Source organism: Luteimonas galliterrae, assembly GCF_023374055.1.
Taxonomy (GTDB): Bacteria; Pseudomonadota; Gammaproteobacteria; order Xanthomonadales; family Xanthomonadaceae; genus Luteimonas_C; species Luteimonas_C galliterrae.
Genome location: NZ_JAMBEP010000001.1, coordinates 1074154 through 1100994, shown reverse-complemented (window position 1 = coordinate 1100994; position 26841 = coordinate 1074154). Strand labels below are relative to the sequence as shown.

The window sequence follows — 26841 nt, the reverse complement described above, 5'->3', positions numbered from 1 at the left end:
GCGGCTTTAGCCGCGAGCTTTTACCTGACGGCAAGAGCTCGCGGCTAAAGCCGCTCCCACGAAGAGCGATGGCGGCATGCGACAATGAGCGGCCCTACGCACGCAGCCTTACGCCACGTGGCCCGCCTCGACCAGACGCCTTTCCCCGCCGACATCCTCGATCTCAGCCACGACGGCCGCGGCGTCGCCCGCCGCGACAACGGCAAGGCCGTTTTCATCGCCGGTGCCTTGCCGGACGAGAAAGTCATGGCCAAACAGACCGCCCGCTCGCGCAATTTCGATGAAGCGGTCGCGTTGGAAGTGCTGCAGGCCTCGGCCGACCGCGTCGCGCCGCGCTGCCCGCACTTCGGCACTTGTGGCGGCTGCGCACTGCAGCATCTGGAAGAATCCAAGCAGATCCTGGCCAAGCAACGCGTACTGCGTGAGAACTTCGAGCGGATCGGTCACGTCGCACCGGAGTCCTGGTTGCCGCCGCTGACCGACGCGGCCTGGGGCTATCGCCGCAAGGGCCGCTTCTCCGTACGCCGCGTCGAAAAGAAGGACAAGACGCTGGTCGGCTTCCGCGAGAACGATCCGCGCTTCGTCGCCGACCTGTCCGTCTGCTACACCGTGATTCCTCAGATCGGCGACCGGATCGTAGCGCTGTCCGCGCTGATCGACGGCTTGGACGGCCGGCGCGACATCCCGCAGATCGAATTCATCGCCGGCGACGATACGATCGCGCTGGTGTTCCGGCACCTGCTGCCGCTGTCGAACCAGGATCGCGATGCGCTGGTCGCGTTCGGGCAGTCGCACGGCTTCGCGATCTTCCTGCAACCCGGCGGCGTGGACTCGGTGCATGCGGTGTGGCCGGAATCGCCGCCGCTGACGTTCCGGTTGCCGGCCTGGGACGTGGAATTGAAGTTCAGGCCGCTGGATTTCATCCAGGTCAATGCCGGCCTCAACCAGAAGATGATCGCGCTGGCGCTGGATCTGCTCGGCGCGCAAGCCGACGAACGCGTGCTCGACCTGTTCTGCGGCCTGGGCAATTTCACCTTGCCGCTGGCGCGCGTGGCGCGCGAAGTCGTGGGCGTGGAAGGCGAGGCCGGATTGGTGGCCCGCGCCCGCGAGAACGCCGCGCACAACGGCCTGACGAATGCGCAGTTCCATGCCGCCGATCTGGCGCAGGACCTGGGCGGGCATGCCTGGATGCGCGCTGGCTTCGATAAGCTCCTGCTCGATCCACCGCGTTCTGGCGCCGATGTCGTGCTCAAGCAACTGCCGTTGAAAGGTTTGAAGCGTATCGTCTACGTCAGCTGTCATCCGGCGTCGCTGGCGCGCGATGCCGGCTACCTGGTCAACGAACGCGGCTGGAAGCTGCGCAGCGCGGGGGTGATGGATATGTTTCCGCACACGGCGCATGTGGAGTCGATTGCGATGTTCGAGCCGAAGTAGCTTTGAGGCAAAATACGGAGGCAAGCATGGGCATCGAAATCGAATACAAATTCCTGGTCAAAGACGACAGCTGGCGCGAAGCGGCCTACAAAGCCGTGCCGATGGCGCAGGGCTATATCAACGATCAGGCGGCGATGGACAGCGGCGCGCAGCGCGCCTCGGTGCGGGTGCGCATCGCCGGCGAAGAAGCGTTCCTGAACCTCAAATCGCGAGACATGGGCCCCACGCGCCAGGAATTCGACTACCCGATCCCGCTCGGCGACGCCCGCGCGCTGCTCGCCCTGTGCGTGGGCGGCACCATCGAGAAGCGCAGGCATTACGTGAACCACGCCGGCCACGTCTGGGAAATCGACGAATTCCTGGGCGACAACGCCGGCCTGATGGTGGCGGAAATCGAACTGGCGGCCGCAGGCGAGGACTTCGACAAGCCCGTCTGGGCCGGCGCCGACGTCACCGATCTGCCGCGCTATTACAATCTGGCCCTGGCCTCCCATCCCTATTCGCGATGGAGCGAAACGGAGCGGGCAGCCGTCGATTTGGTGTAGTTTGCGTTACGCGCCCGGATGCGGCACCGGTCCGGCGCGACATCCAGGAGATTTGCAATGCTCGTGATCGGCGTCGCCGGCACCGAACTCAATGCGCAGGAACGCGACTGGCTGCAGCACGACGCCTGCGCCGGCGTGATCCTGTTCAAGCGCAATTTCGCGTCGCGCGCGCAGGTGGCCGAATTGTCGGCCGCGATCCGCGAGGCCGCGCCTCGGCCGCAACTGATCTGCGTGGACCAGGAAGGCGGACGCGTGCAGCGCTTCCGCGAAGGCTACAGCGCGCTGCCGCCGCTGGAGGAGATCGGCCGCATGTACGCCGCCGATCCGGTCGCCGCGCTCGAACTGGCGCGCGAGCATGCGTGGCTGATGGCCAGCGAAGTGCGCGCCAGCGGCGTGGACCTGAGCTTCGCGCCTGTGGTCGATGTCGGCCACGACAACCTGGCCATCGGCAACCGTTCCTTCTCGGAAGATCCGAAGGTCGTGGCCGAATTCACGCGCGCCTATGTGCGAGGCATGCATGCTGCGGGCATGGTGGCGACGATCAAGCATTTCCCCGGACATGGCACGGTGCGCGAGGACACGCATTTCGACGACGCCGTCGACAACCGCTCGCTGGAGCAGATGCGCGCGCGCGATCTGGTTCCTTTCGTCGCCGGGATCGAAGCCGGCGCCGACGCGGTGATGATGGCGCACATCGTTTATCCGCAGGTCGCGCCGGAACCCGCAGGTTATTCGTCGCGCTGGATCCAGGAGATCCTGCGCCAGGAAATGGGCTTCCGCGGCGTGGTGTTCTCCGACGATATCGGCATGAAGGCGGCGTTTTCCGCAGGCGGCATCAAAGCGCGCGTCGATGCGCACCTGGATGCCGGTTGCGACGTGGTGCTGGTCTGCCATCCCGAGCTGGTGGAGGAATCGCTGGACGCAGTACAGGGACGGAAACTCAATACGATGGCGCTGACCGGCCTGATCGGCCGCGGCGCGATGGGTTGGGACGGCCTGCTGGCCGAAACGCAATACGGCCAGGCGCAATCGCGCTTGATGGGCCAAACCGGAGGTGCGGCATGAGTCCCGTGCGGCTGGGCGAAGTGCTGCCCGATGCCGAATTGATCCACGACCGCGCCACGCTCGAGCAGGCGATCCAGCGCCTGGCCGACGAGATCCGCGGCGATTACGAAGGCGACATGCCGCCATTGTTCCTCACCGTGATGCACGGCGGCATGCCGTTCGCATCGCAACTGGCCTTCGCGCTCGGCGAGCGCGGGCTGGATCTGGAGTTCGACTACCTGCATGCCACGCGTTACCGCGGGAATACGTCCGGCGCGCGCTTGGCTTGGTTGCACCGTCCTGCGACTTCGTTGCGCGGCCGCCGCGTGCTGCTGGCCGACGATATCCTCGATGAAGGCCATACGCTGCTGGCGATCAAGCGCTGGTGCGAGGACGAAGGCGCGGCCGACGTGCGCACGGCAGTGCTGGCGGTGAAGATCCACGACCGTTGCGTGGAAGGCATCGAAGCGGAGTATGTCGGCGTGGAAGTGCCCGATCGCTACGTGTTCGGCTACGGCATGGATTTTCAAGAACAGGGCCGGAATCTGCCCGCCATTTACGCCCTGAAAGCTTAAGCCCTCCCCTTGAAGGGGAAGGAGAAGAGCAACGGCAGCAACGAGAATCCTTGAAATGACCGACATCTCCCTGGCCATCATCGGCGGCACCGGCGTCTACGCATTGGCGCAACTCGAAGATGCCGAAGCGCACCAGCCAGTGACGGCCTACGGCGCACCGTCTGGTCCGATCCGGATCGGCACTTTGGCCGGCAAACGCGCCGCCTTCCTGGCGCGCCACGGCGAAGGCCATTCGCTGCCGCCGCACAAGATCAACTACCGCGCCAACCTGGCCGCGCTGAAAGCGCTCGGCGCGACGCGCGTGTTGGCGATCAACACCGTCGGCGGCATCACCGAGGCGTTCGGTCCGCGCGTGCTCGCTTGTCCCGACCAGCTGATCGATTACACCTGGGGCCGGATCTCGACGCTGAGCGAAGAACCGGGCAGCGAAGTGTTGCATGTCGATTTCGGCGATCCGTACACGCCGGCGCTGCGCGAGGCCGTGTTGTCCGCGGCGGGGCGCGCAGGCGTCACCTTGGTGGGGCATGGCTGCTACGGCGCGACCCAAGGCCCGCGCCTGGAGACCAAGGCCGAAATCGCCCGCATGAAGCGCGACGGCTGCAACCTGGTCGGCATGACCGGCATGCCCGAAGCGGGCCTGGCGCGCGAGCTCGGCCTGGACTACGCCTGCCTGGCCATCGTCGCCAACTGGGCGGCCGGCGCCGGTCCGGATCCGAACGAGGTCATCACCTTCGACGACGTGCTCGCCAACGTGGCCGCGGCCTCCGCCGGCCTGCCGGCACTGGTCGGCGCCATACTGGCCGGGTGATTGCCAGTACGGGCGGTTGCTTTGCATACTCCGCCCGTGCGCCAGGCCGCCCCACGCGCCGGCGTACGCACAACGCACCCATCATGAGGTCAGCAAAGCTATGCAGTACGGCACCGTGAAATGGTTCAACGACGCCAAGGGTTTCGGCTTCATCGCACCCGAAGACGGCAGCGCCGACGTGTTCGTGCACTTCTCGGCGATCAACGCGCAGGGCTTCCGCAGCCTGCAGGAAGGCCAACGCGTCAGCTACGAAGTCGTGCAGGGCCCGAAAGGCGCGCAAGCCGCCGGCGTGGCACCGGCGCAGTAAGAAGCGCCAGCATCGATCCATCCTGAGCCCCGCGCCTGGCCGCGGGGCTTTTTTCTGGGGAACGCATGACCGCGCTGCACATCGCCATCGTGGGTTACGGAACGGCCGGCCAGGCGGCGGCAGCGTTGTTGACGCGCGACGGGCATCGCGTGGAAGTGTTCGAACGCGTCCCGCGGCCCGGTCCGGTCGGCGCGGGCTTCCTGCTGCAGCCGACCGGATTGCAGGTGTTGTGGGAGATGGGATTGCTGGACGGCGCGCTCGCGCACGGCGCCCGCATCGAACGCCTGTACGGCGAAACGCCGCGCGGCCGCGCGGTGATGGACATGCGTTATGCCGGACTGGATGCGCGCCTGTTCGGCCTGGGCCTGCAACGCCCGACCTTGTTCCGCCTGCTCGCCGACGCCTGGGCAAGCGATGGCGGACTGCATTGCGGCACCGCCATCGTGGCGGTCGACGACGCTACCCGCCGCGTCCGCGACGACACAGGACGGTGGCACGGTCCTTACGACCTGATCGTGGTCGCAGACGGCTCGGCTTCGCAGCTGCGCGTGCAAGTGGGCGAGTTGCGGTTGGACCGTCCATTTCCGTGGGGCGCGCTATGGTGCCTGCTGCCGAGCGAAGGCTGGCCCTGGCTCACCGAATTGCGCCAGCGCTACGTCGCCGCGCGCAAGATGATCGGCATGCTGCCGGTCGGCACGCGGCCGGACGACGCTACGCCGCGGCTGAGTTTCTTCTGGAGCCTGCCGGTCTCGGATTTCGAGCCCTGGCGGTCGCGCGGCATGCCTGCATGGCGGCAGGAAGTGTCGCGGATATGGCCGGAAGCGGATCGCTGCCTCGAGCACGTCGCCGATGCCGCGCAACTGGCGCGCGCCAGCTATCGCGACGCTGCGCTCAAGCGGCTGCATCGCGGACGTCTGGTGCTGATCGGCGATGCCGCGCACGCCATGAGCCCGCAGTTGGGGCAGGGCGTCAACATGGCGCTGATGGATGCGCTCGCCTTGCGCGATGCGCTGCGCGACGAGGCCGGCGTGGAGGCTGCATTGGACCGTTACGGCCGCGTGCGCAGCCGGCACGTCTACATCTACCACTTCTGGAGCCGCTGGCTGACGCCGCTATTCCAGTCGGATCGCGACCTCGTGGCCTCGATGCGCGACCTCGCGTTCAGGCCGCTGGGCGCATTGCCGGGCGGGCGCGGCCACATGCTGCGCGTGCTCAGCGGCACCCAGCAAGGCATGTTCCGCAAGTGGCCGCTGCAGCCGGCCTTCCTGGCCAGGCTGGAGGCGCTGTCCGCGGACCGCCGCACCGCGGCGCGAATTGCGCGAGAATCGTTGCCTGCCGCCTGATGGAACCGCCATGTCACGTTTCCAGACGCACGTGGTCGACAACCAGCCGCCGGAATTCGCGCCCTGCGACCTGTGGGCGGCCGATTGCGCGCTGCGCGAAGCGGTCGCGCGCGAGGGCGGCGGTGCGTTCGAGGGCAGGCTCGCCGCGTATGGCGCGCTCGCCGGCGACGAGCTCTACCGCCTCAGTTTCGACGCGCACCGCGACAAACCGCGTCTGCGCACGCACGACCGCTTCGGACATCGCATCGATACGGTCGAATTCCACCCGAACTATCACCGCATCCTGCAGGCGGCGCTCGAGAACGGTGTCGCCGGATTGTCGTGGTCCGAACCGGTGCCGGGCTCGCACGTCGCGCGCGCGGCGCTGAGCTATCTGCACCACCAGGTCGAACCCGGCACCAGCTGCCCGCTGACGATGACGCATGCCGCCATGCCGGTGCTGCGCCATGCGCCGGCCTTGCGCGAATGGGCCGACAAAGTCGCCGCCTCGCAATACGATCCGCGCGATGTGCCGATCGGGCAGAAGGCCGGCGTCACGCTCGGCATGGGCATGACCGAGAAGCAGGGCGGCAGCGACGTGCGCGCCAATACGACCCTCGCGACGCCGCTCGCCGAAGAGGGGAAGTACTCGCTGATCGGGCACAAATGGTTCTTCTCCGCTCCGATGTGCGATGGTTTCCTGGTGCTGGCGCAAGCGCCGGGCGGTTTGACCTGTTTCTTGATGCCGCGACGCCTGGCGGACGGCGCCAAGAACGCCTTCCGGCTGATGCGCTTGAAAGACAAGCTGGGCGACTGGTCGAACGCGTCCGGTGAAGTCGAGTTCGTCGAGGCGAAGGCCTATCGCATCGGCGACGAAGGCCGCGGCATCGCCACCATCCTGGAAATGGTGATGCTGACCCGGCTCGACTGCATGCTCGGTTCGGCGGCGGAGATGCGCATGGCCTTGGCGCAGGCGCTGCACCACGCGGCGCATCGCATCGCATTCGGTAAGCGCCTGATCGAACAGCCGCTGATGCGCAACGTGCTGGCCGACCTGGCCGTCGAATCCGAAGCGGCGCTGGCCTTGTCGATGCGCGTGGCCCGCGCAGTCGATTCCGCGCCGCGCGACGCCCGCGAAGCCGCGTTCGCGCGCGTCGCCACCGCCATCGGCAAATATTGGATATGCAAGCGCGCGCCGGCCTTCGTCAACGAAGCGCAGGAATGCCTGGGCGGAGCGGGGTACGTGGAGGAATCGATCCTGCCGCGCTTGTACCGGCAGGCGCCGCTGAATTCGATCTGGGAAGGCAGCGGCAATATCCAGTGCCTGGACGTGCTGCGCGCGCTTTCCCGCGAACCCGAAACCGGGGAGGCATTGCTCGCCGAACTCGACGGCGCCGTGGGGCTTCACCCGGCCCTGGATGCCGCCGCCGCATCGCTGCGAGTCTCCTTCGCCGACGCCAAGAACGCCGAAGCGGGCGCGCGCCTGCTGGTCGAGCGCATGGCGCTGGCGCTGCAGGCGGCGGTGCTGCTGCGCGCCGGAAGTCCGGTTGCCGACGCATTCTGCCGCAGCAGGCTCGGCGGGGAGCACGGGCTGGCGCTCGGGACTTTGCCGGTGGATGCGGACTTCGCAGAGATCATCGACCGGGCCCGCGCCGGATGAGGTATCGCGGCTACAGCCCCATCATCCTCGCAACCCTTCTGCCGCTGGCGGCCGCGGCTGCGACGCCGGCCATGGCGCCATTGTCCGCGCGCGCCGACCGTATCCATGTCGACAAGTCGGAACGGCGGATGGAGCTGCTGCGCGACGGCAGGGTGATCCGGCGCTACAGGATCCGGCTCGGCGACGTTCCGGTCGGCCCCAAGCACCAGCAAGGCGACGAGAAAACGCCCGAGGGCGACTACCGGATCAGCGGGCGTAATCCCACCAGCCGTTTCCATCTGTCGCTGCGCGTGTCCTATCCCGACGAGGCCGACCGCAAGCAGGCCCGCGCACGCGGCGTCGACCCCGGGGGCGACATCATGATCCACGGCGGCAATACCGCGCTGTATCCCTTCGATTGGACCGACGGTTGCATCGCCGTCACCGACAAGGAGATCGAGGAGATCTGGAGTCTGGTGCCGACCGGCACGCCCATTCGCATCGATCCTTGAGCCGCTTGGCAGAGCGGGGCTTGCTCCGTTGCTTTTGATTTTCTCCTTCCCCTTCAAGGGGAAGGCCGGGATGGGGATGGGTTTGATGTTGCTGCGAAAGTCAAACCCATCCCCACCCAACCCTCCCCTTGAAGGGGAGGGCCAAAAGCAGCGGCTGCGCTTCAGTCGGGGCCGTCCTTTTTCACCGGATGGCCGCCGAATTCGTTACGCATCGCCGACAGCAATTTGTCGGCGAAGGAATCGTCGTCGCGCGAGCGCAGCCGCTCCAGCAGCGACAGCGTGATCACCGGCGCGGGCACGTCCAGGGCGATGGCCTCGGCGACGGTCCATCGGCCTTCGCCGGAATCGGACACCCACGGCGCGATGCCGTCCATGCCCGGATTCTTGCGCAGGGCATCGGCGGTCAGATCGAGCAGCCACGAACGCACAACGCTGCCGGTGCGCCAGATCTCGGCGACCTGGTGCAGGTCGAAGCCGAAGTCCCGCTTGTGCTGCATGATCGCGAAGCCTTCCGCGTACGCCTGCATCAGGCCGTATTCGATGCCGTTGTGCACCATCTTGGCGAAATGCCCGGCGCCCGAAGCGCCGACGCGGCCCCAGCCCTTGTCTGCTGCGGGCGCCAGCGAGGCGAAGATCGGCCGCAGCGTTTCGATCGCCGCTTCGTCGCCGCCGATCATCAGGCTATAGCCTTCTTGCAAGCCCCAGACGCCGCCGCTGGTGCCGCAGTCGATGTAATGCACGCCGGCGGCTGCGAGCGATTCCGCACGGCGCATCGAATCCTGGTAACGCGAATTGCCGCCGTCGACCACGATGTCGCCGGCTGCGAGCAGCGGTTGCAGCGCCGCGATCGTGTCGTCGACGATCGCGCCGGCCGGCACCATCAGCCAGACCGCGCGAGGCGAGGGCAGTTGCGCGACCAGCGCCGCCAGCGAATCGGCAGCGACGATGCCGCGTTCGGCAGCGGCCTCGCGTGCGGCTTCCACCGGATCGAAGCCATGCACGCGATGTCCGTTGCGCGCGAGTCGTTCGGCCATATTCGCGCCCATGCGGCCGAGGCCGATCATGCCGATGTCCATGAGGAATTCCGTCTGGTCAGGTGACCGGATTCTCCCACGCCGGCGTGATGGCAGGCGCGACGGCCGCGGAACGTTCAGTCCAGGAATTGCAACTTCGCCAATTCCGCATACAGCCCGCCCTGCGCCAGCAACTGCGCGTGCGTGCCTTCGGCGACGATCCGACCGCGGTCCATCACCACGATCCGGTCCGCCTTCAGTACCGTGGCCAGGCGATGAGCGATGACCAGCGTGGTGCGGCCGGCCATCAGCCGCTCCAGCGCGTGCTGCACGGCGCGTTCGCTCTGCGCGTCCAGCGCGGAAGTCGCTTCGTCGAGCAGCAGGATCGGCGCGTCCTTCAGCAGCGCACGGGCGATCGCGACGCGTTGCTGCTGGCCGCCGGACAGGCGGGCGCCGCGTTCGCCGAGTTCTTCGTCGTAGCCTTTCGGCAATTCGGACAGGAATTCGTGCGCTTCGGCCGAGCGCGCGGCGGCTTCGATGGCGGTGGCGTCCGCTTCCAGCCGGCCGTAGCGGATGTTGTCGCGCGCGCTGGCGGCGAAGATGGTCGGCGCTTGCGGCACGAGCGCGATGCGTTCGCGCAACGCAGCCGGATCCAATGCGCGGATGTCGGCGCCGTCCACCGAGATCGCGCCCGATTGCGGATCGTGGAAGCGCAACAGCAGCGAAAACACCGTGCTCTTGCCGGCGCCCGAAGGGCCGACCAGGGCGACCGTTTCGCCGGGATGCACCTGCAGCGTGAAGCCATCCAGCGCCGGCAGGTCGGGGCGCATCGGGTAATGGAAAGTGACATCGTCGAAACGCAGCTCGCCGCGCAGCGGTTGCGGCAGCGGCTGTGCGGCGGCAGGCGCCACGACCTGCGGGGTTTCCTGAAGCAGCTCGTTGATCCGCCCCATGCCGCCTGCGGCCCGCTGCAGTTCGTTCCACACTTCGGCCAGCGCGCCGACCGAGCCGCCGCCGATCAGCGCATACAGCACGAATTGACCCAGCGTGCCGGCGGTCATCCGGCCCGCGATCACGTCGTGCGCGCCCGACCACAGCACCAGCGTGATCGCGCCGAAGATCAACGTGATCGCGATCGCCGTCACCCAGGCTTGCGAGCGGATACGTTTGCGCGCGGTTTCGATCGCGACGCCGATCGCGTCGCCGAAGCGGCCGCGTTCGTAAGGTTCGCGCGCGTGCGCTTGCACGGTGCGCACAGCGCCCAGCGTTTCGCTGGCCAGCGCGTTGGCGTCGGCGACGCGGTCCTGGCTGGCCCGCGAAACCTTCTGGATACGGCGCCCGCCGATCACGATCGGCAGCACTGCCAGCGGAATGCCTACTAGGGCATAAGCCGCCAGGCGCGGCTGGGTGACGAACAGCATGACCAGCGAGCCGACTACCGTGACGCTGCTGCGCAGCGCGACCGACATGCTGGAGCCGACTACGCTGCGCAACAGTTCAGCGTCGGCGGTCAGCCGCGAGATCAATTCGCCGCTGCGATTGCGGTCGTGGAAGCCGGCGTCGAGCCCGATCAGGTGCGCATACAATTTGTTGCGCAGGTCGGCTACCACGCGTTCGCCCAGCAGCGAAACGAAGTAGAAACGCGCAGCGCTGGCGAGCGCCAGCACCAAGGCCACGGCGAACAGGAACAGAAAGGCGCGATCGATGTTGGTGCCGCTGGAGAACCCTTGGTCGATCATCCGGCGCACGGCCAAAGGCAGGCTGAGCGTAGCTGCGGAGGCGACGGCCAGCGCGAAGAGCCAAGCCACGAATAGGCCGCGCTGGCGCATGACGAACGGCCAGAGCGCGCGCAGAGTGCCGATGCGGGGTTTGGGTTTGGCTTCTTCGGGCGCTGTCGACATGTTTTTCCTGCGGTGCCTCTAAGCCGTCATTCCCGCGAAGGCGGGAATCCGGCGACTTTGCATGAGCCCTCTCCCGCTTGCGGGAGAGGGTAGGGTGAGGGCGCGCGGGATGGCAGATCGCATCGATGCCCCCCGGAAAGCGAAAGTCGCTGGATTCCCGCCTTCGCGGGAATGACGGCTGAAAAGCGGTCTAGTCCTTCCCAGGTGGCCGCCACTATTCCGCAAACCGCACCCGATTACGTGTGGCGTCGCGTAACCGCGCTTTCAAGCCGTCGACGCGCTCCAAAGGCATCGAAAGCACGAAATTGACGCCTTCGGCATCGAAATTCTCCTCTTTCTTCTCCGCTCCGAACGCTGCCAGCGCCGCATGCACTTCGGCGACGTCGGCGAAGGGGCAGAACAGCCGGACTGGGGCCATCACAATCAGGGGCGTTCTTTCGGCGCGGCGCAGGCATTCCGCCGCAGCGCCGCCGTAGGCGCGCACCAGGCCGCCGGCGCCCAGATTGATGCCGCCGTACCAGCGAGTAACGACCACGATCACCCGGTCCAGCCCCTGTCCGTCGATCGCCGCCAGGATCGGCCGCCCGGCCGTTCCGGACGGCTCGCCATCGTCGCTGGAACGGTACAACTCGCCGATCCGGTAGGCCCAACAATTATGGGTGGCGTTCCGGTCGCTGTTCGCGGAGAGCCAGCCGAGCGCCGCTTCGGGCGAGTCCGCCGGCGCGGCATGCGCCAGGAAACGGCTGTGCTTGACCTCGATCGCATGCGAGGCCGGTGCGGCCAGCGTGTGCGGGCTCACGGAAGGATCGGATCCGTTTTCGTCTGCTGGAAGCGCTGCAGGTCATCGGGCAGCGGCTGGCCCGGATAACGCCGTTGGAACTCGTGCAGGCTGTCGTGCGCCTGCTGCAGATTGCCTTCGGCGATCAGTTCGCGCACGCGCCGCAGCCAGGCTTCGCGTACTTCCGGCGAATTGGCATAGGCCGGCGGTTCGTCGCCGGCATCGCTGGCACTGTCGGCATCGACGATCGGCATGTCTTCGAACGCTTGCGCTTCGCGGCGCAGTTCGGGGGCTTCGGCCGCCCTTTGCGCATTCGATGCCGCCGATTTGGCGCGCGCCGCGCCGGCGGCTTCCTGTTCCGCAGGCATGACGGCATCCGCTGCGGACAAGTCGTTAGCGGCCGGCGGCGCCATGGCTGCGGCGGCGGGCGCAGGCGGCGGAGGCGGAGCGGCGGGAGCGGGCGCTTGCACTTCCATCGCGCGGCTTTCGTCGATGGCGGTCGGCGGCTCTTGCGGTGCCGGAACCGAATCGCGCTTGGGCGCCTGTGTGACCGCATCCTGGCGCGATTCGGCCGACGCGGGGGCTTGCTCCGCCTGCTCCGGTACGGCCTGTTCCGGCACGGCCTGTATCGAAACATCGGCGTCGTACTCCGGTGCAGGTGCGGGTCCTTTGACCGTCGCCGTCGCGGCCGATCGGGCAGCCGGCGCACGCATTTGCGGCGGCTCCGGCAACGGCCGCAATCGCCAGGCGATGCCGACCGCCAATACCAACGAAGCCGCCACGCCCAACGCCACCGGCCAGCGCCGCGCACTGCCTGGTTTCGGGCGGGGGCGCGACGCGACCGCATCGTGCGCGGCGGCCAGGATGCGCGCGTCGACCGACGACGGCGGGCCGGCGCTGGGGCCGAGCCGCGACAGGCGCTGCGCCAGTTCGCGTTCTTCCGGCGTCAACGGTTCGCGTTCGGCGGGCAGGCGGGGATCGATGCTCATTCCTGCAACCTCGTGCGCAGCTTGTCCATCGCGTAGCGCAACCGCGATTTGACCGTTTCCCGGCCGACGCCGGTGATGTCGCCGATCTCCTCCAACGTCAGTTCCTGCTCCAGCCGCAGCGACAGCACTTCGCGCTGCTCGTCGGGCAATTCGTCGAGCGCCAGCTGCAGCCGGCGGCGTTGCTCGAACTCCGACAGCGTGCGCTCGGGCGTGTGAGGATCGGGCACGCGCGCGGCGCGCTCGTCGGCGTCGTCGGGCGCCGCGGGGCGGTGCTTCTGCGCGCGCCAATGGTCGTTCATGCGGTTGTGGGCGATGCGGAACAGCCAGGTCGAGAAGGCCGCATCCGGTTTCCAGTGCTGGCGGGCCGAAATCACCCGCTGCCAGACGTCCTGGAAGATCTCGTCGGCCAGGGCCGGATCGCGGGCCTGGCGCAGCAGGAACCTGTACAGGCGGCCGCGATGGCGCGTGTACAGCCGCTCGAACGCGGCAACGTCGCCGGCCGCATAAGCGAGCATCAGCGCGTCGTCGCCGGGTTCCGTGGCAGCATCCATGCTGCGCAGGGTAAGCGTAGAGGCCCTCGCCGGGAAGCCGGCGCAAGGCTCGGCCCACCCCGGCATGGCGGGTGTCAGACAGTGCATATAGTCAGGAACGGCTTCCAAACAGCGATGGGGTTGGCCGTTTGCCTGCCGCCGCACGCGTTATCCTGATTGCATGGCAGGGGGCCTGACATCGCAGCGGGTCGAAGGGATGGCTGACGAGGGGCTGCTGGCGCAACTGGGCATGCCGACGTCGGGCCTGGCGGGCATGCTTGTCGAAACGCTGCCCACCGGTTCGCAACTGGTGGTGCGCTGGCGCGACGCGAGCGGGCGCGAGGGCAATGCCGCCACGGCCGGCACCTCGCGGCTGATGGACCGTTCGGCGCGGCTGCTCGCGGGCGAGGCGGTCGCCGCCGGCAGCGACGAAATCCTGGAAACCTGGATCGCCGACGACGAGACCCGCATCGCGATCGCCGCGGCCTTGGCCGAAACCCTGCCGGTCGCCTCCCAGCAGGCCTGGCTGGCCCTGGCCCGGCGCACCGTGTCCGCCACGCTGGCCACGATCCGCGCCCAGGCGCGGATCGAATCGCTGCAGAAATCCGAGCGGCTGCAGCAGGCGCTGTACGAAATCGCGGACCTGGCTGGCTCGGGCCTGGAAATGAACGACATGTTGCGCCGGATCCACGCCGTGGTCGGCGGGCTGATGTACGCGCGCAATTTCTACATCGTGCTGTACGACGATGTCGCCCGCACTTTGCGCTTCCTGTATTTCGCCGACCAGATCGATGCGTTCGAGTCCGAACCGGACCGCGCGATCCCGCTCGACGACATGCCCAGCAGCCTGACCGTCGGATTGCTGCTGCACGGCGAGCCGCTGCGCGGGCCCTCGGAGGAAATCCGCAAGAAGCTGGGCATCCCGCGCGACCCCGAACACGGTCCCGACAGCCAGGACTGGCTCGGCGTGCTGATGCGGCGCGAAGGCCGGGTCAGCGGCGCCATCGTCGTGCAGGCCTACGATCATCCGGCCAGCTACAGCGACGAGGACCGGGTGCTGCTGGAATTCGTCGCGCAGCACATCCAGACCGCGCTGGACCGCAAGCACGCCCAGGTCGAACTGGAGCGCCGCGTGGGCGAGCGCACCCGCGAGTTGCAGCGCGCCAACGAGGAATTGCAGGCGGAGATCGTCGAGCGCCAGCGCGGCGAGGAACTGCAGCGCGCCTTGTTCCGCATCGCCGAACTCACCGCCACCAGCGACAGCCTCGAACGCTTCTACGCCCAGGCCCATGCCGTGGTGGACGAGCTGCTGTACGCGCGCAACTTCTATGTCGCCATGCTGTCTGCGGACGGGCAGCATCTGGAATTCCCGTACTCGGTCGACGAACGCGAGAGCAAGCGCAAGACGCGGCGCCTGTCCTCGGGCCTGACCGAATACGTCCTGTCCACGGCGCAGCCGTTGCTGGCGCACCGCAGCGACATCGTCGCGCTGGAAACGCAGGGCAGGGTGCGCAGCTTCGGCGAGCAGGCGCATTGCTGGCTCGGCGTGCCGCTGTTCCGCGGCGACACCGTGGTCGGCGTGATCACCGTGCAGAGCTATCAGGAAGGGATCAGCTTCACGCTGCGCGACCAGGAACTGCTGACCTTCGTCGCCCACCAGATCGGCAGCGGCCTGCAACGCAAGCTGGCGCAGGACAACCTCAAGGCCGCGCACCTGGAACTGGAGCAGCGCGTCGAAGAGCGCACCCGCGAGCTGGAGGAAAGCAACCACAAGCTGTTGGCGCAGATCGGCGAGCGCTTGCGCGCGGAGCGGCGCCTGACGCACCAGGCCCTGCACGACGCGCTGACCGGCCTGCCCAACCGTGCGCACCTGCTGGACCGAATGAACGAGGCGATCGCACGTGCCATAGACGATCCCGCCTTCAAGTTCGCGGTGCTGTTCCTCGACCTGGACCGCTTCAAGCTGGTCAACGACAGCGTCGGCCATGCTTCCGGCGACGAGATGCTGGTGGAAGCGGGCAGCCGCATCGTCTCGGCCGTGCGCCCGGACGATGTCGTCGCGCGGCTGGGCGGAGACGAATTCGCGGTGCTGGTGGAAGGCGTCGACAGCGCCTCGGCGGCGGAAAACCTGGCGGCGCGGATCCTGCGCGCGCTGGGCGCGCCGGTGTGGATCGCCGGACGCGAACTGTTCCCGGCCGCGAGCCTGGGCATCGCCATGTGGCAGCCGCGCTATCGCAGCGGCGAGGAACTGCTGCGCGACGCCGACGCCGCGATGTACCGCGCCAAGGCGCTCGGCCGCGGCCGCAGCGCGGTGTTCGACGAGCACATGCGCGAGCATGCGATGCGCCTGCTCGACCTCGAGGCGGATCTGCGCCGCGCCATCAACCGCGACGACTTCGAACCCTGGTACCAGCCGATCGTGCGCCTGACCGACGGTGCCGTGATCGGCCACGAAGCCCTGTTGCGCTGGAACCACGAGCAGCGGGGCGTGCTGGTGCCCGGCGATTTCATGGGCCTGGGCGAAGACAGCGGCCTGATCGAACAAGTCGACTGGATGCTGTACCAGCAGGTCGCCATGGAACTTTCCAACGGCGGCGAAGGCTATGTTTCGGTCAACGTCTCGCCGCGGCATTTCCGTTCGCCGGATTTCGCCGACCGCTTGCTGCGCATGCTGGACGTGTGCGGCGCCGATTCGCACCGTCTGCGCATCGAGATCACCGAGGTGGCCCTGCTCGACGATGCGCCGCGCGCGCTGCGCATGCTGCGCACGCTGCGCGACCATGGCGTGCTGGCGCAGCTGGACGATTTCGGCACCGGATTCTCGGCACTGTCCTACCTGCACAATTTCCCGATCGCCACGCTCAAGATCGACCGGAGCTTCGTGGCCGGCCTGCACGGCGAATCCAGCCCGGAGAGCATGGCGGTGACGCGCGCGATCCTGGCGCTGGCCAGCGCGCTGGGCATCGAGACGATCGGCGAGGGCATCGAGACCGAAGAGCAGCGCATCTCGTTGCGCGATCTGGGCTGCGAGTACGGGCAGGGCTACCTGTTCGGCCACCCCGTGCCCGCCCCGCGCAGCGCGGCTAGGCTCTAGCTGTTCCTCCCCCTTTGAAAAAGGGGGATCGAGGGGGATTTGCTTTTGATCTTGCTCTTCGGGGCAACAACAAAAGCAAATCCCCCTGTGTCCCCCTTTTTCAAAGGGGGAGAAAGCAAGAAGGCGCGGGCAGCTGGGTCGCCCGCGCCCGGTTGCTCAGAATCGGAAATCCAACCTGGCGTAGTAGCTACCGCCATTCATACCGAACGGCATCGTCTCCCAGCCGTAGGTGAAGCCCGCCTGGGGGAACGGGAAGCCCACGTCCGGGTCCCACTTGTCGGGATAGACGTCGAATATGTTGTTGCCGCCGACGGTCAACTTGATCTTGTCGCTGAACTTGTAGGCCACCGCCAGGTCGGCCAGCCATTTGCCGTCCCCTTCATACGGGCCGAAGCCCAGGCCGGCCACCTCGCCGAAGTAGTTCTCGCGGACGGTGACTTCCCACTTGTCGTTGCTCCAGATGCCCTGCAGCACGTGGTGCTCGCGCGGCTGGCCTTGTTCGATCAGGGTTTCCTGGACGATGCCGAAGATCGACGACTCCGGGATGATCGGCGACTCGGAATGGACGTCGGTCACCTCGGTCTTGTTGAAGTGCAGCAAGGCCGTCAGGTTGAGGTTGCTGCCGCTGGCGAACTTGTGTTGCGCGTTGGCCACGATGTCCAGGCCGGTCGTGCTGGTGTCGATGGCGTTGGTGAAGAACTGCACCACGCCGGCGCGGAACGGCGCCAGGGCGGCGGCGATGGGGCAGTTGCTGTTGGTCGGCGTGCAGGGCAGGCCATCGGTGCCGATGGTTTCCGGCGTGATGCCTTCCGAATACACCAGGCGGTCTTCGATGTCGATGCGGAAGATGTCGGCGGTGATCGAGAAATTCTCGATCGGCTTGAACACGATGCCGAACGACTTGCTGAGCGAGGTTTCTTCCTTCAGCGCCGGAATGCCGAGGGCGCGGGCGACGTCGCTGTCGTTGCGCGCGGTCAGCACTTCGGTCAGCACGCCGTTGTTGAGGTTGGTCGACACCTGGCTGAAGAATTCCTGCTGCACGCCCGGGGCGCGGAAGCCGCTGGCGATGGTGCCGCGGAACGCGAACACCTCGCTGGCGTCGTAGCGCAACGACAGCTTGCCCTTGGTCGTGTTGCCGAAGTCTGAGTAATCCTCGAAACGCACCGCGGCGCCCACCAGCAGCTTTTCGGTGAGATTGGTCTCGGCGTCGAAGTAGACCGCCATGCTGTGGCGGCCGTCGTCGACTTCGGTCGCCGGTGTGAAGCCGGGGAAGCCCTGGGTGCCGGACGGCGCCGGGTCGCCGGTCTGGCCGAAGATCGGGATGCTGGGATCGTTGGTGCGGCCGTAGGTGTAGGACACCGGATCGCCGGCTTCCATGATGTAGCGGTCCTCGCGCCATTCGAAACCCGCGGCGAGATAGAGCGGATTGTCGCCGAAGCCGTCGACATCGCCGCTGAGGTCCAGGTTGAAGGTGGTCTGTTCGAATCGCAGCGTGCCGGTATCGGCCTGCGTGGGCGTTTCGCCGTAGATGCCGCCGCCGGGCGCCGGCTCGTACCACCAGCTGACGTTGGCGGTGTTGTGTTCCTCGAACGAGAATTTATTGCGGCCGTGGTTGATCGAAACGTCCCATTCCCAGTTCTCGCCCAAGTCGGCGCGATAACCGACCGCCAGCGAAGCGTCCTCGACCGTAGTGACGATCTTGGGCAGGAAGCCGTCCGGATACAGATCCGGAATCGTGCGGTTGTCGTGCGGGCCGCGATAGAAGCCGAAAGATTCGCCTTCGCGCTTGGACAGGCCGCCGAACCAGTACAGCGCGCCAGGTCCGATCGGCAGTTCGCCGTTCATCCACAGATAGGCGTCTTTGGCGTCCGCATCGCCCAGATGCAGTTTCACGTCGCGGCGGCCGGCATCGAACTCGGCCTGGTCGTACCAGCCCAATGCGTTGGTGGTCGCCTTGCCGGCGCGGTTGGTTTCGCCGCGATCGCGGTACTCGCCAGTGAGGTTGATGAAGCCGCCGTCGCCGAGCGCGAAGCCGGTGTTGACGCTACCGTGCAGCACGCGGCCGTCGCCCTCGTAGGTTTCGCCGGCCATCAGCGAGACGTCGGTGTGGTCGGTCTGGGTCTTGAGGATGATGTTGATCACGCCGGCGATCGCGTCCGAACCGTATTGCGCCGCGGCGCCGTCGCGCAGCACTTCGATGCGTTCGATCGCCGATACCGGTATCGCATTGATGTCGGTGCCGGCCGAACCGCGCGCGATGGTCTGCTGCACGTTGACCAGCGCCTGCTGGTGACGGCGCTTGCCGTTGACCAGCACCAGCACCTGGTCGGGGCCGAGCGCGCGCAGCGTGGCCGGGCGCAGGATGTCGGTGCCGTCGCTGACCGTGGTGCGCGAGAAGTTGAAGCTGGGCTCGAGCAGTTGCAGCGCCTGGCCGACTTCCATCGCGCCGGTATTGGCCAATTCTTCCTGGCCGATGATGTCCACGGGCGCGGCGGTTTCTTCGGCGGTGCGGCCGAGCACGCGCGAGCCGGTGACCCGCACCGCGTCGAGGGTCTTGGCGGCTTGGCCGTCGGCGGCCGTTTCCTGGGCGAAGGCCGGCAGGGCCAACAACAGGGAAGCGGCGAGGGTGCTGATCGGCAGGGCGAGAAGAGCGGACGAAGGCTTGTTGCGTGAATTGGGCATCGCGGATTCCTCATGTCATCCAGATCAAAGGCACGGCCCATGCCCGCATCCCATGCATCGGGCCGCGCCACCGTTTCACGGATCCCCCTTCATCGATTTGTAACACTCCGTTCCAGTTGTGGAAATGCGCTTGCAACGATGCAAACGATTACATATGCGCCAGGCGCGGTCGCGAACGTCGAAATGTGAAACGTGCAACACTTCCCGCCCCTCATTCAGGTGAGCGAGCCATGGCTAAAAAGGAATTCGAAGCCTCGAAAGCCGAGGGTGCGCACCGGCGCCTGGCGGCGATGGCCGGCGACTGGGAAGGCACTTTCAAGCTGTGGTTCGAGCCGGGTGATCCGGTCTGCGAATCCAAGCAAACCGGCAGCATCCGCTCGGTGCTCGGCGGCCGTTTCCTGCTGCACGAATACGAAACGGAGATGAACGGCGAACCGATCTCCGGCATCGCGCTCTACGGCCACCATCTGGATGGCGGAACCTGGGAGGCGGCCTGGGGCGAGAGTTTCGGCACCGGCACCCAGCTCATGTATTGCACCGGACCGGCCGCGGGCGGTTTCAACGTGCTCGGCAGCTACGGCGACGGCCAGGGCGGGCCGGATTGGGGCTGGCGCACCGAAATCGAGCAACCCGATGCGGATACGCTGGTGATCGTGATGACCAACATCTCGCCCGACGGCGAAGAAGCCAAGGCCGTCGAGACGCGCTACACCCGCAAGCGCTGACCCTTGCTTTCGTAGGTGCGAATTTATTCGCACGCTCTTGATCGATCGAAAAGCGTGCGAATACATTCGCGCCTACGAGAGCAGTACCGTCGCTATTGCTTGATGATCAGCAATCGCAGCTCGGTCATGTCCTCGATCGCATAGCGCACGCCTTCGCGCCCCAGGCCCGACTGCTTGACGCCGCCGTACGGCATGTTGTCGACGCGGAAGCTCGGCACGTCGCCTACGATCACGCCGCCCACTTCCAGCGCGTCCCAGGCGCGCATCGCATGCGCCAGGCGGCCGGTGAAGACGCCTGCCTGCAGGCCGAAATCGCTGTCGTTGACGCGTTTCAGCGCATCGTCGAAATGGCCGAAGGCTTCGATGCAGGCCACCGGACCGAAGGCTTCCTTGCGGTACAGGTCGCTGCCGTGCGGCACATTCTCGAGCAGGGCGGCGGGCAGCATATTGCCCGCGCGCTTGCCGCCCGCAAGCCGGATCGCGCCGCCTTTGACTGCGGCTGCGATCCATTTTTCGACGCGCTTGGCGGCGTCCTCGTCGACCATCGGTCCGACGAAGACCTTCTCGTCGCGCGGGTCGCCCATTTTCAGTTTGCCGGCCGCGACGGTCAGTTTTTTCTTGAGCCTGTCGTAGACCGCGGCATGCGCATAGATGCGCTGCACACTGATGCAACTTTGGCCGGACTGGTAATAGGCGCCGAAGACCAGGCGCTCGACGACCTTGTCCAGGTCCATGCCGGGATCGTCGTCGACGATGCACGCCGCGTTGCCGCCCAGTTCCAGCGTCACTTTCTTGCGTCCCGCGCGGGTTTTCAATTCCCAGCCGACCAGCCCGCCGGTGAAGCTCAGCAGGGCGATGCGCTCGTCCTCGACCAGCAGGCCGGCGTCTTCATTCGAGCAGGGCAAGATCGAGAACGCGCCTTTCGGCAGGTCCGTCTCTTCCAGCACTTCGCCGATGATCAGCGCGCCGATCGGCGTCTTGATCGCGGGCTTGAGCACGAATGGACAGCCGGCGACGATCGCGGGCGCGACTTTGTGCGCGACCAAGTTCAACGGAAAATTGAAAGGCGTGATGAAGGCGCAAACGCCGACCGGCACCCGCTTGACCATGCCGCGGTAGCCGCGCGTGCGCGGGCCGATTTCCAGGTCGAGGACCTCGCCGCCGATGCGGGTGGCCTCGCCGGCGGCGATGCGGAAGGTGTCGATCAGCCGCGTCACTTCGCCGCGGGAATCCTTGATCGGCTTGCCGGCCTCGATGCACAAGGCCAGCGCCAGCTCCTCCTGGCGTTCGGCGAAGCGCTTCACGCAGTGCTCCAGCACGTCGCGGCGCTTGTCCGGAGGGAATGCCGCCATGGCCGGGCGCGCCCGGTGCGCGGCCACGATGGCCTTACGCACTGCGGTGGCGTCGGCGAAGGCGACGCGGGTGGCGCGCTTGCCGGAGTATTTGTCCAGAACCTCGAGGTCCTTGTTGGCCGCGACGGCGTGGTTGGCCAGGTAGTAGGGGTAGGACTTCTTGAGCATCTGATTCTCCTTTCGCCAAGCATCCGGCAAGCAGGGTTAACTTCACATGCAGACTGAGGATGCCGCTTTGCCTTTCGTAGGTGCGAATTCATTCGCACGCTTTCTGCCGTCGACCAAGAAAAGCGTGCGAATGAATTCGCACCTACGAGAATCCAAGGCAGCTCGAGAGGCGATGGTGCATAGGGTTAGGGGTCGGTGCCTTCTACCCGCACCCGTAGGCGACCATCAGATAGGCGTGCGTCGAGCTCGTCGCCGGCCTTCGTGTCGCCGACGCTGCGTACGATACGGCCATCGTCATGCTGCAAGATGGCATAGCCGCGCGCCACCGTCGCCAGCGGGCTGACGGCTTCGAGCGAACGCGCCAGCGCGCGCAGGTGCAATGCGTGTTGTTGCAGCCGCCGCGCGATGCCGGCCTGCGGCCGCAGCGACAGCGCCGCCAGGCGCGCATGCAGCACGGCTAGGCGGCGTTTCGGATCGGCCGCGCGCAATACCGCGTCGATGCGGCGCAGGCGCGCGCGCCGATGTTCGAGTTGCGTGCGCCAAACGGCGTCGAGCCGGCGCCGCGCATCGGCTTCGCGCCGGCGCAGCAGCTGCAGCCGCGCCTGCGGCCGCAACGCGTTGAGCCGCAGCGCGGCGCGATCCGCGCGTTGCGCGTCCTGGCGCAAGCGGTGCCGGGCCAAACTGCCGATGCGCCGCTGCAGCGCGGCCAGGCGCGCGCAGAGTTCGCGCTGGTCCGGCGCCAGCAATTCGGCCGCGGCCGACGGCGTCGGCGCGCGCAGGTCGGCGGCGAAATCGGCGAGGGTGAAATCGGTCTCGTGGCCGACCGCGGACACGACCGGTACCGGCGATGCGGCGATAGCGCGCGCCAGCGCTTCGTCGTTGAAGGCCCACAGATCTTCCAGCGAACCGCCGCCGCGGGTCAGCAACAGCGCGTCGTAGCGATCCGAGCCGGCAGCGCGATTGAGCATGGCGAGGATCTGCGCCGCGGCGCCGCTGCCTTGCACCGGCACCGGGAGGATCTCGACATCGGCCAGCGGAAAGCGGCGCGCCAGCACGCTCAGCACATCGCGCACCGCCGCGCCCGATGGCGAGGTGATCACGCCCAACCGACGCACGTAGACGGGCAGGGGACGCTTGCGGGTTTCGTCGAACAGGCCTTCGGCGCCCAGCCGCGCCTTCAATTCTTCGTAAGCGCGCCGCAGGGCGCCTTCGCCGGCTTCTTCCATGTGGTCGAGCACCAGCTGGTAATCGCCGCGCGCTTCGTAGAGCGTCAGCCGGCCGCGCGCCAGCACGCGCAGGCCTTCGCGCGGCTGGAACGGCAGCCATTGGCTTTTCGGCTTGAACATCGCGCAACGCACCTGCGCGCGGGCGTCCTTCAGGTTGAAATAAAGGTGTCCGGACGACGGCCGCGACACGTTGCCCAGCTCGCCTTCGACCCAGATCAGCGGGAAGGCGCTTTCCAGCAGGTCGCGGGCCAGCGTATTGAGCTGGCTGGGGGTCAGGATTTCGCCGGTGGGCGCTGCGGCATTCATTCGGTCAGGATAAACGCTGCGCGCCCTGCGGCGGGTAAAATGGCGCCATGTCCGCCGCCCAGCCCTTGCCCTGCCACCACGAGCCCGCGCCGCCGTTCGGCCCCGCGCCGCGCCGCGCTACGCGCCAGGTGCGCATCGGCAACGTCGCGGTCGGCGGCGACGCACCGGTGGTGGTGCAGTCGATGACCAATACCGATACCGCCGATATCGCATCGACGGTGAAACAGGTCGCCGAACTGTGGCGCGCCGGTTCGGAACTGGTGCGGGTGACGGTCAACAATCCCGAATCGGCCGCGGCCGTGCCGCGCATCGTCGAAAAATTGGCGATGATGGGCATCGAAGTGCCGATCATCGGCGACTTCCACTACAACGGCCATCAGCTGCTCGCCAACGAGCCGGCATGCGCCGAAGCCTTGGCCAAGTACCGGATCAATCCCGGCAACGTCGGCTTCGGCAAGAAGCGCGACACCCAGTTCGCGCAGCTGATCGAGTTCGCGATCCAGTACGGCAAGCCGGTCCGAATCGGCGCCAACTGGGGCTCGCTGGACCAGGCGCTGGCGACGCGGCTGATGGACGAGAACCACCTGCGCGCCGACCCGTGGGACGCTTCGCGCGTGCTGCGCGAAGCCCTGATCCGCTCGGCGCTGGATTCCGCCGCGCGTGCGGTCGAACTCGGCCTGCCGGCCGAACGCATCGTGCTGAGCTGCAAGGTCAGCGGCGTGCAGGAACTGATCGCGGTGTACCGCGATCTCGCGCAGCGTTCGGATTTCGCCTTGCATCTGGGCCTGACCGAAGCCGGGATCGGCAGCAAGGGCATCGTCGCTTCCAGCGCCGCGCTGTCGGTGCTGCTGCAGGAAGGCATCGGCGACACCATCCGCATCTCGCTGACGCCCGAGCCCGGCGCGCCGCGCACGCAGGAAGTCGTGGTCGCGCAGGAGCTGCTGCAGACCATGGGCTTGCGCGCCTTCACGCCGATGGTGACCGCGTGTCCGGGTTGCGGCCGCACCACCTCGGAATTCTTCCAGGAACTGGCGAAAGTGGTGCAGGAACATGTGCGCGCGAAGATGCCGGAATGGAAGATCAGCCATCCCGGCGCGGAGAATCTGACGCTGGCGGTGATGGGCTGCGTGGTCAACGGGCCGGGCGAATCGCGCCATGCCGATATCGGCATCTCCCTGCCCGGCACCGGCGAAGCGCCGGCCGCACCGGTGTTCATCGACGGCGAGAAGAGCGTGACGCTGCGCGGAGAGAACATCGCCCGGGAATTCGTCGCGCTGATCGACGGCTACGTCGAGCGCCGTTACGGCCGTGACGCCGGGGCCTGACACCGGCGAAGCGCTGAAGCAGGAAGCGCGCTTCGGTGCGGTTTTCCTGCGCGTGCATGGGTGGCGCTTGCTGATCCTGTTCGGCTGCCTGTTGCTGCCGTTGTGGGGCTTCATCGAGATCGCCGACGAGGTTCACGAGAGCGAAGCCTTCGTTTTCGACGAACCCGTGCTGATGTTCGCGCACGACATGGCGCGTGCCGGTTTCGACCGGTTGTTCCTTTTCTTCTCCGCGATCGGCTACCAGTACGGCGTGGTGCCGTTCGACCTGCTGCTGGTGCTGGGGCTGGCGTTCGCAGGCCACTATCGCGAAGGCCTGTTCGCCGCGGTCGCGCTGGGCGGTTCGGCGCTGCTGAATCTGGCGACCAAGCAGTTCTTCGCGCGCGAACGGCCGACGTTATGGGAATCGATCTCGCCGGAGCACACCTACAGCTTTCCCAGCGGACATGCGATGGGTTCGGCGACGCTGGCCTGCGTGCTGATCCTGCTGGCGTGGCGCACGCGCTGGCGTTGGCCGGTAGCCGTTGCGATGCTGGTTTTCGTGGCGATGGTGGGCTTGTCGCGGATATATCTGGGCGTGCATTACCCGTCCGACATCCTGGCCGGTTGGCTCGCCGCAACGGCATGGGCGATCGGCTGCTACGCCGTCGTCTTCAACGGCCACCTGCGGCCGTGGAAACGGCCCGGTCGCTCGATTCCGCCAGTGCGCTGAAGCTTTTCGTAGGTGCGAATTTATTCGCACGCTTTTCGGCAGTTAAAAACGTGCGAAATAAATTCGCACCTACGAAAGCCCTGCATTCATGGCGAATTTGGCAAGTACTCCTTCGGCAGCGGCATGCCGGGGCGCTCGGCTTCCCAGAACACCGACACGACCCACCAGCGGCTGCCGTCGTTCATCAGCTGGATGCTGTTGATGCCGCGCAGATGCACGCTGGCATCTTTCTCCATCTTGCCCTCGTAGGTGCTGAAGACGTGGGCGATATGGCCGAACTTCTCCACCCGGCGCGCCAGTTCAATCTCGGTGAAGCCCTTCTCGAACATCAGCGCGCCCGAGGTCGCGATGAAGTCGTTGACCTCCAGCAGGCGAATGCCGACGTCGCCGTCCGGGCGTACGCCGGTGGGCATCAGCCGCCCGCCGGGGATGAACAGCGAACGCATCCGGTTCCAGTCGCGCGCCTTGCCGGCCGGACCGGAGATGACGTCGTAGAGCGCGGCGACGATGGCGTCGATGCTCTCGACGTCTTTCGGCGCGGCGGCGGGTACTGTGATGGTCACGGGCTGCTTGGCGGTCGGCGGCGGCGTTTGTGCGAATACGGACGGTGCGACGGCGAGGAGAACTATCAGCAGATACGAGCGCATGCATTCACCGATGAAGAAGCGGCTGGTTTGCCGGAGGTTATGGTTAACATCCCGCGCTCGTTTCGGAAAGTGCAGGAAGACCGCTTTCCTTCTCCCTTCGGGAGAAGGTGCCCGAAGGGCGGATGAGGGTACGGTGTGTGGTTGCAGCACCGCATTCGCGCCGTACCCTCATCCGGCGCTGCGCGCCACCTTCTCCCGAAGGGAGAAGGAAAAGCGTGGCTTACTCCCCCGGCTTGGCCGCTTCCACCGGCGCGGAAGTGGCCGCGCGCCGCGCCAGCTGGGCCTCTCGGTGCGCGATGTAGGCGTTGGCGGTGAAGATGACCGCGGCGCCGATGGCCGTCCAGCGAGAAATGCCTTCGCCGAACAGCAGCCAGCCCGCCGTAGCGACGATCGGCAGCTGCATGAAGCTGATCGGCGTCAGCGCCGACACGTCGCCCAGCTTCAAGGCGCGCGTCCATAGCAACTGGCCGCCGGTGCCGAGCACGCCGGTGCCGATCGCCCACAGCCAGGCGATGCCCTGCGGCCATTGCCAGACGTACAGCGCCGGTACCAGCGAGATCGGCACCCAGAACAGGTAGGTGTACAGCACGATGGTGTCGGCCGAGTCGACCCGCGACAGCTGCTTGATCTGGATCGCGACGATGCCGCTGAGCACCGCCGCCGACAGCGCCACCAGCGTGCCGAGGGTGAAGCTGGCGCTGCCCGGCTGGACGATGATCAGCACGCCGACGAAGCCGACGATGACCGCGCTCCAGCGCCGCAGCCGCACCTGCTCGTGCAGGAAGATGGCCGCTGCGATGGTGACGAACAGCGGCGTGGAATAGGACAGCGATATCGCCTGCGCCAGCGGCAGGTGGCCGATCGCCCAAAAGCCGCACAGCATCGACACCACGCCGATCGCGCTGCGCAACAGATAGCGCGGCAACTGCTGCGTCTTGAGCACGCCGGGCCAGCTGCGGCGCAACAGCGGCAGCAGGGCGAGCAGGCCGAACAGGTTGCGGAAGAAGGCGATTTCGTAGGTCGGCAACGTTTTCGACGCCAGACGGATGAGCACCGCCATCAATGCGAAAAAAACGGTGCTGCCGAGCATCAGCAGCGCGGCGCGGGTGTGGGTGGTGAGGGGGCGGGCGGTCATTTCGGTTTTGCGGTTGTCATTTTTAGCCGTCATTCCCGCGAAGGCGGGAATCCAGCGACTTTGCTTTAGCCCTCT

23 protein-coding genes are annotated in these 26841 nt (G+C 66.9%); 13 read left to right on the top strand and 10 right to left on the bottom strand.

The window, feature by feature from the left end; translation table 11 throughout:
* Positions 1–84 precede the first annotated feature (84 nt).
* From rlmD to M2650_RS04935, 9 genes are all read left to right on the top strand, one after another.
* Entirely contained in the window at positions 85–1434 is a 1350-nt protein-coding gene (rlmD, locus tag M2650_RS04975) for a 23S rRNA (uracil(1939)-C(5))-methyltransferase RlmD (RefSeq protein WP_249472014.1), read from the top strand.
* Between the two features lie 26 nt (positions 1435–1460).
* Entirely contained in the window at positions 1461–1979 is a 519-nt protein-coding gene (locus M2650_RS04970) for a CYTH domain-containing protein (RefSeq protein ID WP_249472011.1), read from the top strand.
* Between the two features lie 57 nt (positions 1980–2036).
* A complete protein-coding gene (gene nagZ, locus M2650_RS04965; protein ID WP_249472008.1) occupies positions 2037–3044 on the top strand; it encodes a beta-N-acetylhexosaminidase in 1008 nt (335 codons plus the stop codon).
* Positions 3041–3598 (top strand): hypoxanthine-guanine phosphoribosyltransferase, encoded by a 558-nt coding sequence (locus M2650_RS04960; RefSeq protein ID WP_249472005.1) that lies wholly within the window; start codon positions 3041–3043, stop codon positions 3596–3598. Before nagZ ends, M2650_RS04960 begins: the two co-directional genes overlap by 4 nt.
* Before the next feature lie 55 nt (positions 3599–3653).
* Entirely contained in the window at positions 3654–4406 is a 753-nt protein-coding gene (locus M2650_RS04955; RefSeq protein ID WP_249472002.1) for an S-methyl-5'-thioinosine phosphorylase, read from the top strand.
* A gap of 100 nt (positions 4407–4506) precedes the next feature.
* A complete protein-coding gene (locus M2650_RS04950; RefSeq protein ID WP_249471999.1) occupies positions 4507–4713 on the top strand; it encodes a cold-shock protein in 207 nt (68 codons plus the stop codon).
* A 65-nt stretch (positions 4714–4778) separates the two neighbouring features.
* Positions 4779–6056 carry an FAD-dependent oxidoreductase gene (locus tag M2650_RS04945; RefSeq protein ID WP_249471996.1) on the top strand — a complete coding sequence of 426 codons (1278 nt, stop codon included), beginning with the start codon at positions 4779–4781 and terminating at the stop codon, positions 6054–6056.
* Positions 6057–6066: 10 nt separating this feature from the next.
* A complete protein-coding gene (locus tag M2650_RS04940; protein WP_249471994.1) occupies positions 6067–7695 on the top strand; it encodes an acyl-CoA dehydrogenase family protein in 1629 nt (542 codons plus the stop codon).
* 71 nt (positions 7696–7766) lie between these two features.
* Positions 7767–8186, top strand: a complete 420-nt coding sequence (locus M2650_RS04935) for a L,D-transpeptidase family protein (protein WP_249471985.1) — start codon at positions 7767–7769, stop codon at positions 8184–8186.
* Between the two features lie 161 nt (positions 8187–8347).
* On the opposite strand, the gene gnd is transcribed toward M2650_RS04935, so the two are convergent.
* The 5 genes from gnd to M2650_RS04910 all read right to left on the bottom strand — a co-directional run bounded on the left by gnd (position 8348) and on the right by M2650_RS04910 (position 13418).
* Positions 8348–9262 (bottom strand): phosphogluconate dehydrogenase (NAD(+)-dependent, decarboxylating), encoded by a 915-nt coding sequence (gene gnd / locus M2650_RS04930; RefSeq protein WP_249471982.1) that lies wholly within the window; start codon positions 9260–9262, stop codon positions 8348–8350.
* Between the two features lie 74 nt (positions 9263–9336).
* The gene (locus M2650_RS04925) at positions 9337–11100 is read right to left on the bottom strand and encodes an ABC transporter transmembrane domain-containing protein (RefSeq protein WP_249471979.1); all 1764 of its coding nucleotides are present in this window, start codon (positions 11098–11100) and stop codon (positions 9337–9339) included.
* A 214-nt stretch (positions 11101–11314) separates the two neighbouring features.
* Positions 11315–11899 (bottom strand): IMPACT family protein, encoded by a 585-nt coding sequence (locus M2650_RS04920; protein ID WP_249471976.1) that lies wholly within the window; start codon positions 11897–11899, stop codon positions 11315–11317.
* The gene (locus M2650_RS04915; protein WP_249471974.1) at positions 11896–12867 is read right to left on the bottom strand and encodes a hypothetical protein; all 972 of its coding nucleotides are present in this window, start codon (positions 12865–12867) and stop codon (positions 11896–11898) included. Before M2650_RS04915 ends, M2650_RS04920 begins: the two co-directional genes overlap by 4 nt.
* A complete protein-coding gene (locus M2650_RS04910) occupies positions 12864–13418 on the bottom strand; it encodes an RNA polymerase sigma factor (RefSeq protein ID WP_249471972.1) in 555 nt (184 codons plus the stop codon). The genes M2650_RS04915 and M2650_RS04910 overlap by 4 nt, the downstream gene beginning before the upstream one ends.
* A gap of 196 nt (positions 13419–13614) precedes the next feature.
* On the opposite strand from M2650_RS04910, the gene M2650_RS04905 reads away from it, so the two are divergent.
* Complete coding sequence (locus tag M2650_RS04905; protein ID WP_249471965.1) at positions 13615–16491, top strand: EAL domain-containing protein; 2877 nt, start codon at positions 13615–13617, stop codon at positions 16489–16491.
* Between the two features lie 156 nt (positions 16492–16647).
* Here the strand turns inward: M2650_RS04905 and M2650_RS04900 are convergent, their stop codons facing one another.
* On the bottom strand, positions 16648–19173 hold the full coding sequence (locus tag M2650_RS04900; RefSeq protein ID WP_249471962.1) for a TonB-dependent receptor plug domain-containing protein: 2526 nt from the start codon (positions 19171–19173) through the stop codon (positions 16648–16650).
* Between the two features lie 230 nt (positions 19174–19403).
* Between M2650_RS04900 and M2650_RS04895 the strand changes: the two genes are divergently transcribed.
* The gene (locus M2650_RS04895) at positions 19404–19898 is read left to right on the top strand and encodes a DUF1579 domain-containing protein (protein WP_249471959.1); all 495 of its coding nucleotides are present in this window, start codon (positions 19404–19406) and stop codon (positions 19896–19898) included.
* A gap of 92 nt (positions 19899–19990) precedes the next feature.
* Here M2650_RS04895 and M2650_RS04890 read toward each other — a convergent pair whose 3' ends face one another.
* Complete coding sequence (locus M2650_RS04890; protein WP_249471956.1) at positions 19991–21418, bottom strand: aldehyde dehydrogenase family protein; 1428 nt, start codon at positions 21416–21418, stop codon at positions 19991–19993.
* 185 nt (positions 21419–21603) lie between these two features.
* The gene (xseA, locus tag M2650_RS04885) at positions 21604–22950 is read right to left on the bottom strand and encodes an exodeoxyribonuclease VII large subunit (RefSeq protein WP_249471953.1); all 1347 of its coding nucleotides are present in this window, start codon (positions 22948–22950) and stop codon (positions 21604–21606) included.
* Between the two features lie 47 nt (positions 22951–22997).
* Between xseA and ispG the strand changes: the two genes are divergently transcribed.
* Both ispG and M2650_RS04875 read left to right on the top strand, forming a co-directional pair.
* A complete protein-coding gene (gene ispG / locus M2650_RS04880; protein ID WP_249471951.1) occupies positions 22998–24275 on the top strand; it encodes a flavodoxin-dependent (E)-4-hydroxy-3-methylbut-2-enyl-diphosphate synthase in 1278 nt (425 codons plus the stop codon).
* Positions 24259–24984 carry a phosphatase PAP2 family protein gene (locus M2650_RS04875; protein ID WP_249471949.1) on the top strand — a complete coding sequence of 242 codons (726 nt, stop codon included), beginning with the start codon at positions 24259–24261 and terminating at the stop codon, positions 24982–24984. Before ispG ends, M2650_RS04875 begins: the two co-directional genes overlap by 17 nt.
* Positions 24985–25070: 86 nt before the next feature.
* On the opposite strand, the gene M2650_RS04870 is transcribed toward M2650_RS04875, so the two are convergent.
* Together M2650_RS04870 and M2650_RS04865 are read right to left on the bottom strand one after the other, a co-directional pair.
* Positions 25071–25631, bottom strand: coding sequence for a hypothetical protein (locus tag M2650_RS04870; protein ID WP_249471945.1), 561 nt, complete (start codon positions 25629–25631; stop codon positions 25071–25073).
* 220 nt (positions 25632–25851) lie between these two features.
* Positions 25852–26766, bottom strand: coding sequence for a DMT family transporter (locus M2650_RS04865; RefSeq protein WP_249471944.1), 915 nt, complete (start codon positions 26764–26766; stop codon positions 25852–25854).
* Positions 26767–26841 lie beyond the last annotated feature (75 nt).

Excerpts from the sequence above, each read along its gene's own strand:
- rlmD (WP_249472014.1), top strand. The coding sequence starts at position 85 with ATGAGCGGCCCTACGCACGCAGCCTTACGCCACGTGGCCCGCCTCGAC.
- M2650_RS04970 (WP_249472011.1), top strand. The coding sequence starts at position 1,461 with ATGGGCATCGAAATCGAATACAAATTCCTGGTCAAAGACGACAGCTGG.
- nagZ (WP_249472008.1), top strand. The coding sequence starts at position 2,037 with ATGCTCGTGATCGGCGTCGCCGGCACCGAACTCAATGCGCAGGAACGC.
- M2650_RS04960 (WP_249472005.1), top strand. The coding sequence starts at position 3,041 with ATGAGTCCCGTGCGGCTGGGCGAAGTGCTGCCCGATGCCGAATTGATC.
- M2650_RS04955 (WP_249472002.1), top strand. The coding sequence starts at position 3,654 with ATGACCGACATCTCCCTGGCCATCATCGGCGGCACCGGCGTCTACGCA.
- M2650_RS04950 (WP_249471999.1), top strand. The coding sequence starts at position 4,507 with ATGCAGTACGGCACCGTGAAATGGTTCAACGACGCCAAGGGTTTCGGC.
- M2650_RS04945 (WP_249471996.1), top strand. The coding sequence starts at position 4,779 with ATGACCGCGCTGCACATCGCCATCGTGGGTTACGGAACGGCCGGCCAG.
- M2650_RS04940 (WP_249471994.1), top strand. The coding sequence starts at position 6,067 with ATGTCACGTTTCCAGACGCACGTGGTCGACAACCAGCCGCCGGAATTC.
- M2650_RS04935 (WP_249471985.1), top strand. The coding sequence starts at position 7,767 with ATGGCGCCATTGTCCGCGCGCGCCGACCGTATCCATGTCGACAAGTCG.
- gnd (WP_249471982.1), bottom strand. The coding sequence starts at position 9,262 with ATGGACATCGGCATGATCGGCCTCGGCCGCATGGGCGCGAATATGGCC.
- M2650_RS04925 (WP_249471979.1), bottom strand. The coding sequence starts at position 11,100 with ATGTCGACAGCGCCCGAAGAAGCCAAACCCAAACCCCGCATCGGCACT.
- M2650_RS04915 (WP_249471974.1), bottom strand. The coding sequence starts at position 12,867 with ATGAGCATCGATCCCCGCCTGCCCGCCGAACGCGAACCGTTGACGCCG.
- M2650_RS04910 (WP_249471972.1), bottom strand. The coding sequence starts at position 13,418 with ATGGATGCTGCCACGGAACCCGGCGACGACGCGCTGATGCTCGCTTAT.
- M2650_RS04905 (WP_249471965.1), top strand. The coding sequence starts at position 13,615 with ATGGCTGACGAGGGGCTGCTGGCGCAACTGGGCATGCCGACGTCGGGC.
- M2650_RS04900 (WP_249471962.1), bottom strand. The coding sequence starts at position 19,173 with ATGCCCAATTCACGCAACAAGCCTTCGTCCGCTCTTCTCGCCCTGCCG.
- M2650_RS04895 (WP_249471959.1), top strand. The coding sequence starts at position 19,404 with ATGGCTAAAAAGGAATTCGAAGCCTCGAAAGCCGAGGGTGCGCACCGG.
- M2650_RS04890 (WP_249471956.1), bottom strand. The coding sequence starts at position 21,418 with ATGCTCAAGAAGTCCTACCCCTACTACCTGGCCAACCACGCCGTCGCG.
- xseA (WP_249471953.1), bottom strand. The coding sequence starts at position 22,950 with ATGAATGCCGCAGCGCCCACCGGCGAAATCCTGACCCCCAGCCAGCTC.
- ispG (WP_249471951.1), top strand. The coding sequence starts at position 22,998 with ATGTCCGCCGCCCAGCCCTTGCCCTGCCACCACGAGCCCGCGCCGCCG.
- M2650_RS04870 (WP_249471945.1), bottom strand. The coding sequence starts at position 25,631 with ATGCGCTCGTATCTGCTGATAGTTCTCCTCGCCGTCGCACCGTCCGTA.
- M2650_RS04865 (WP_249471944.1), bottom strand. The coding sequence starts at position 26,766 with ATGACCGCCCGCCCCCTCACCACCCACACCCGCGCCGCGCTGCTGATG.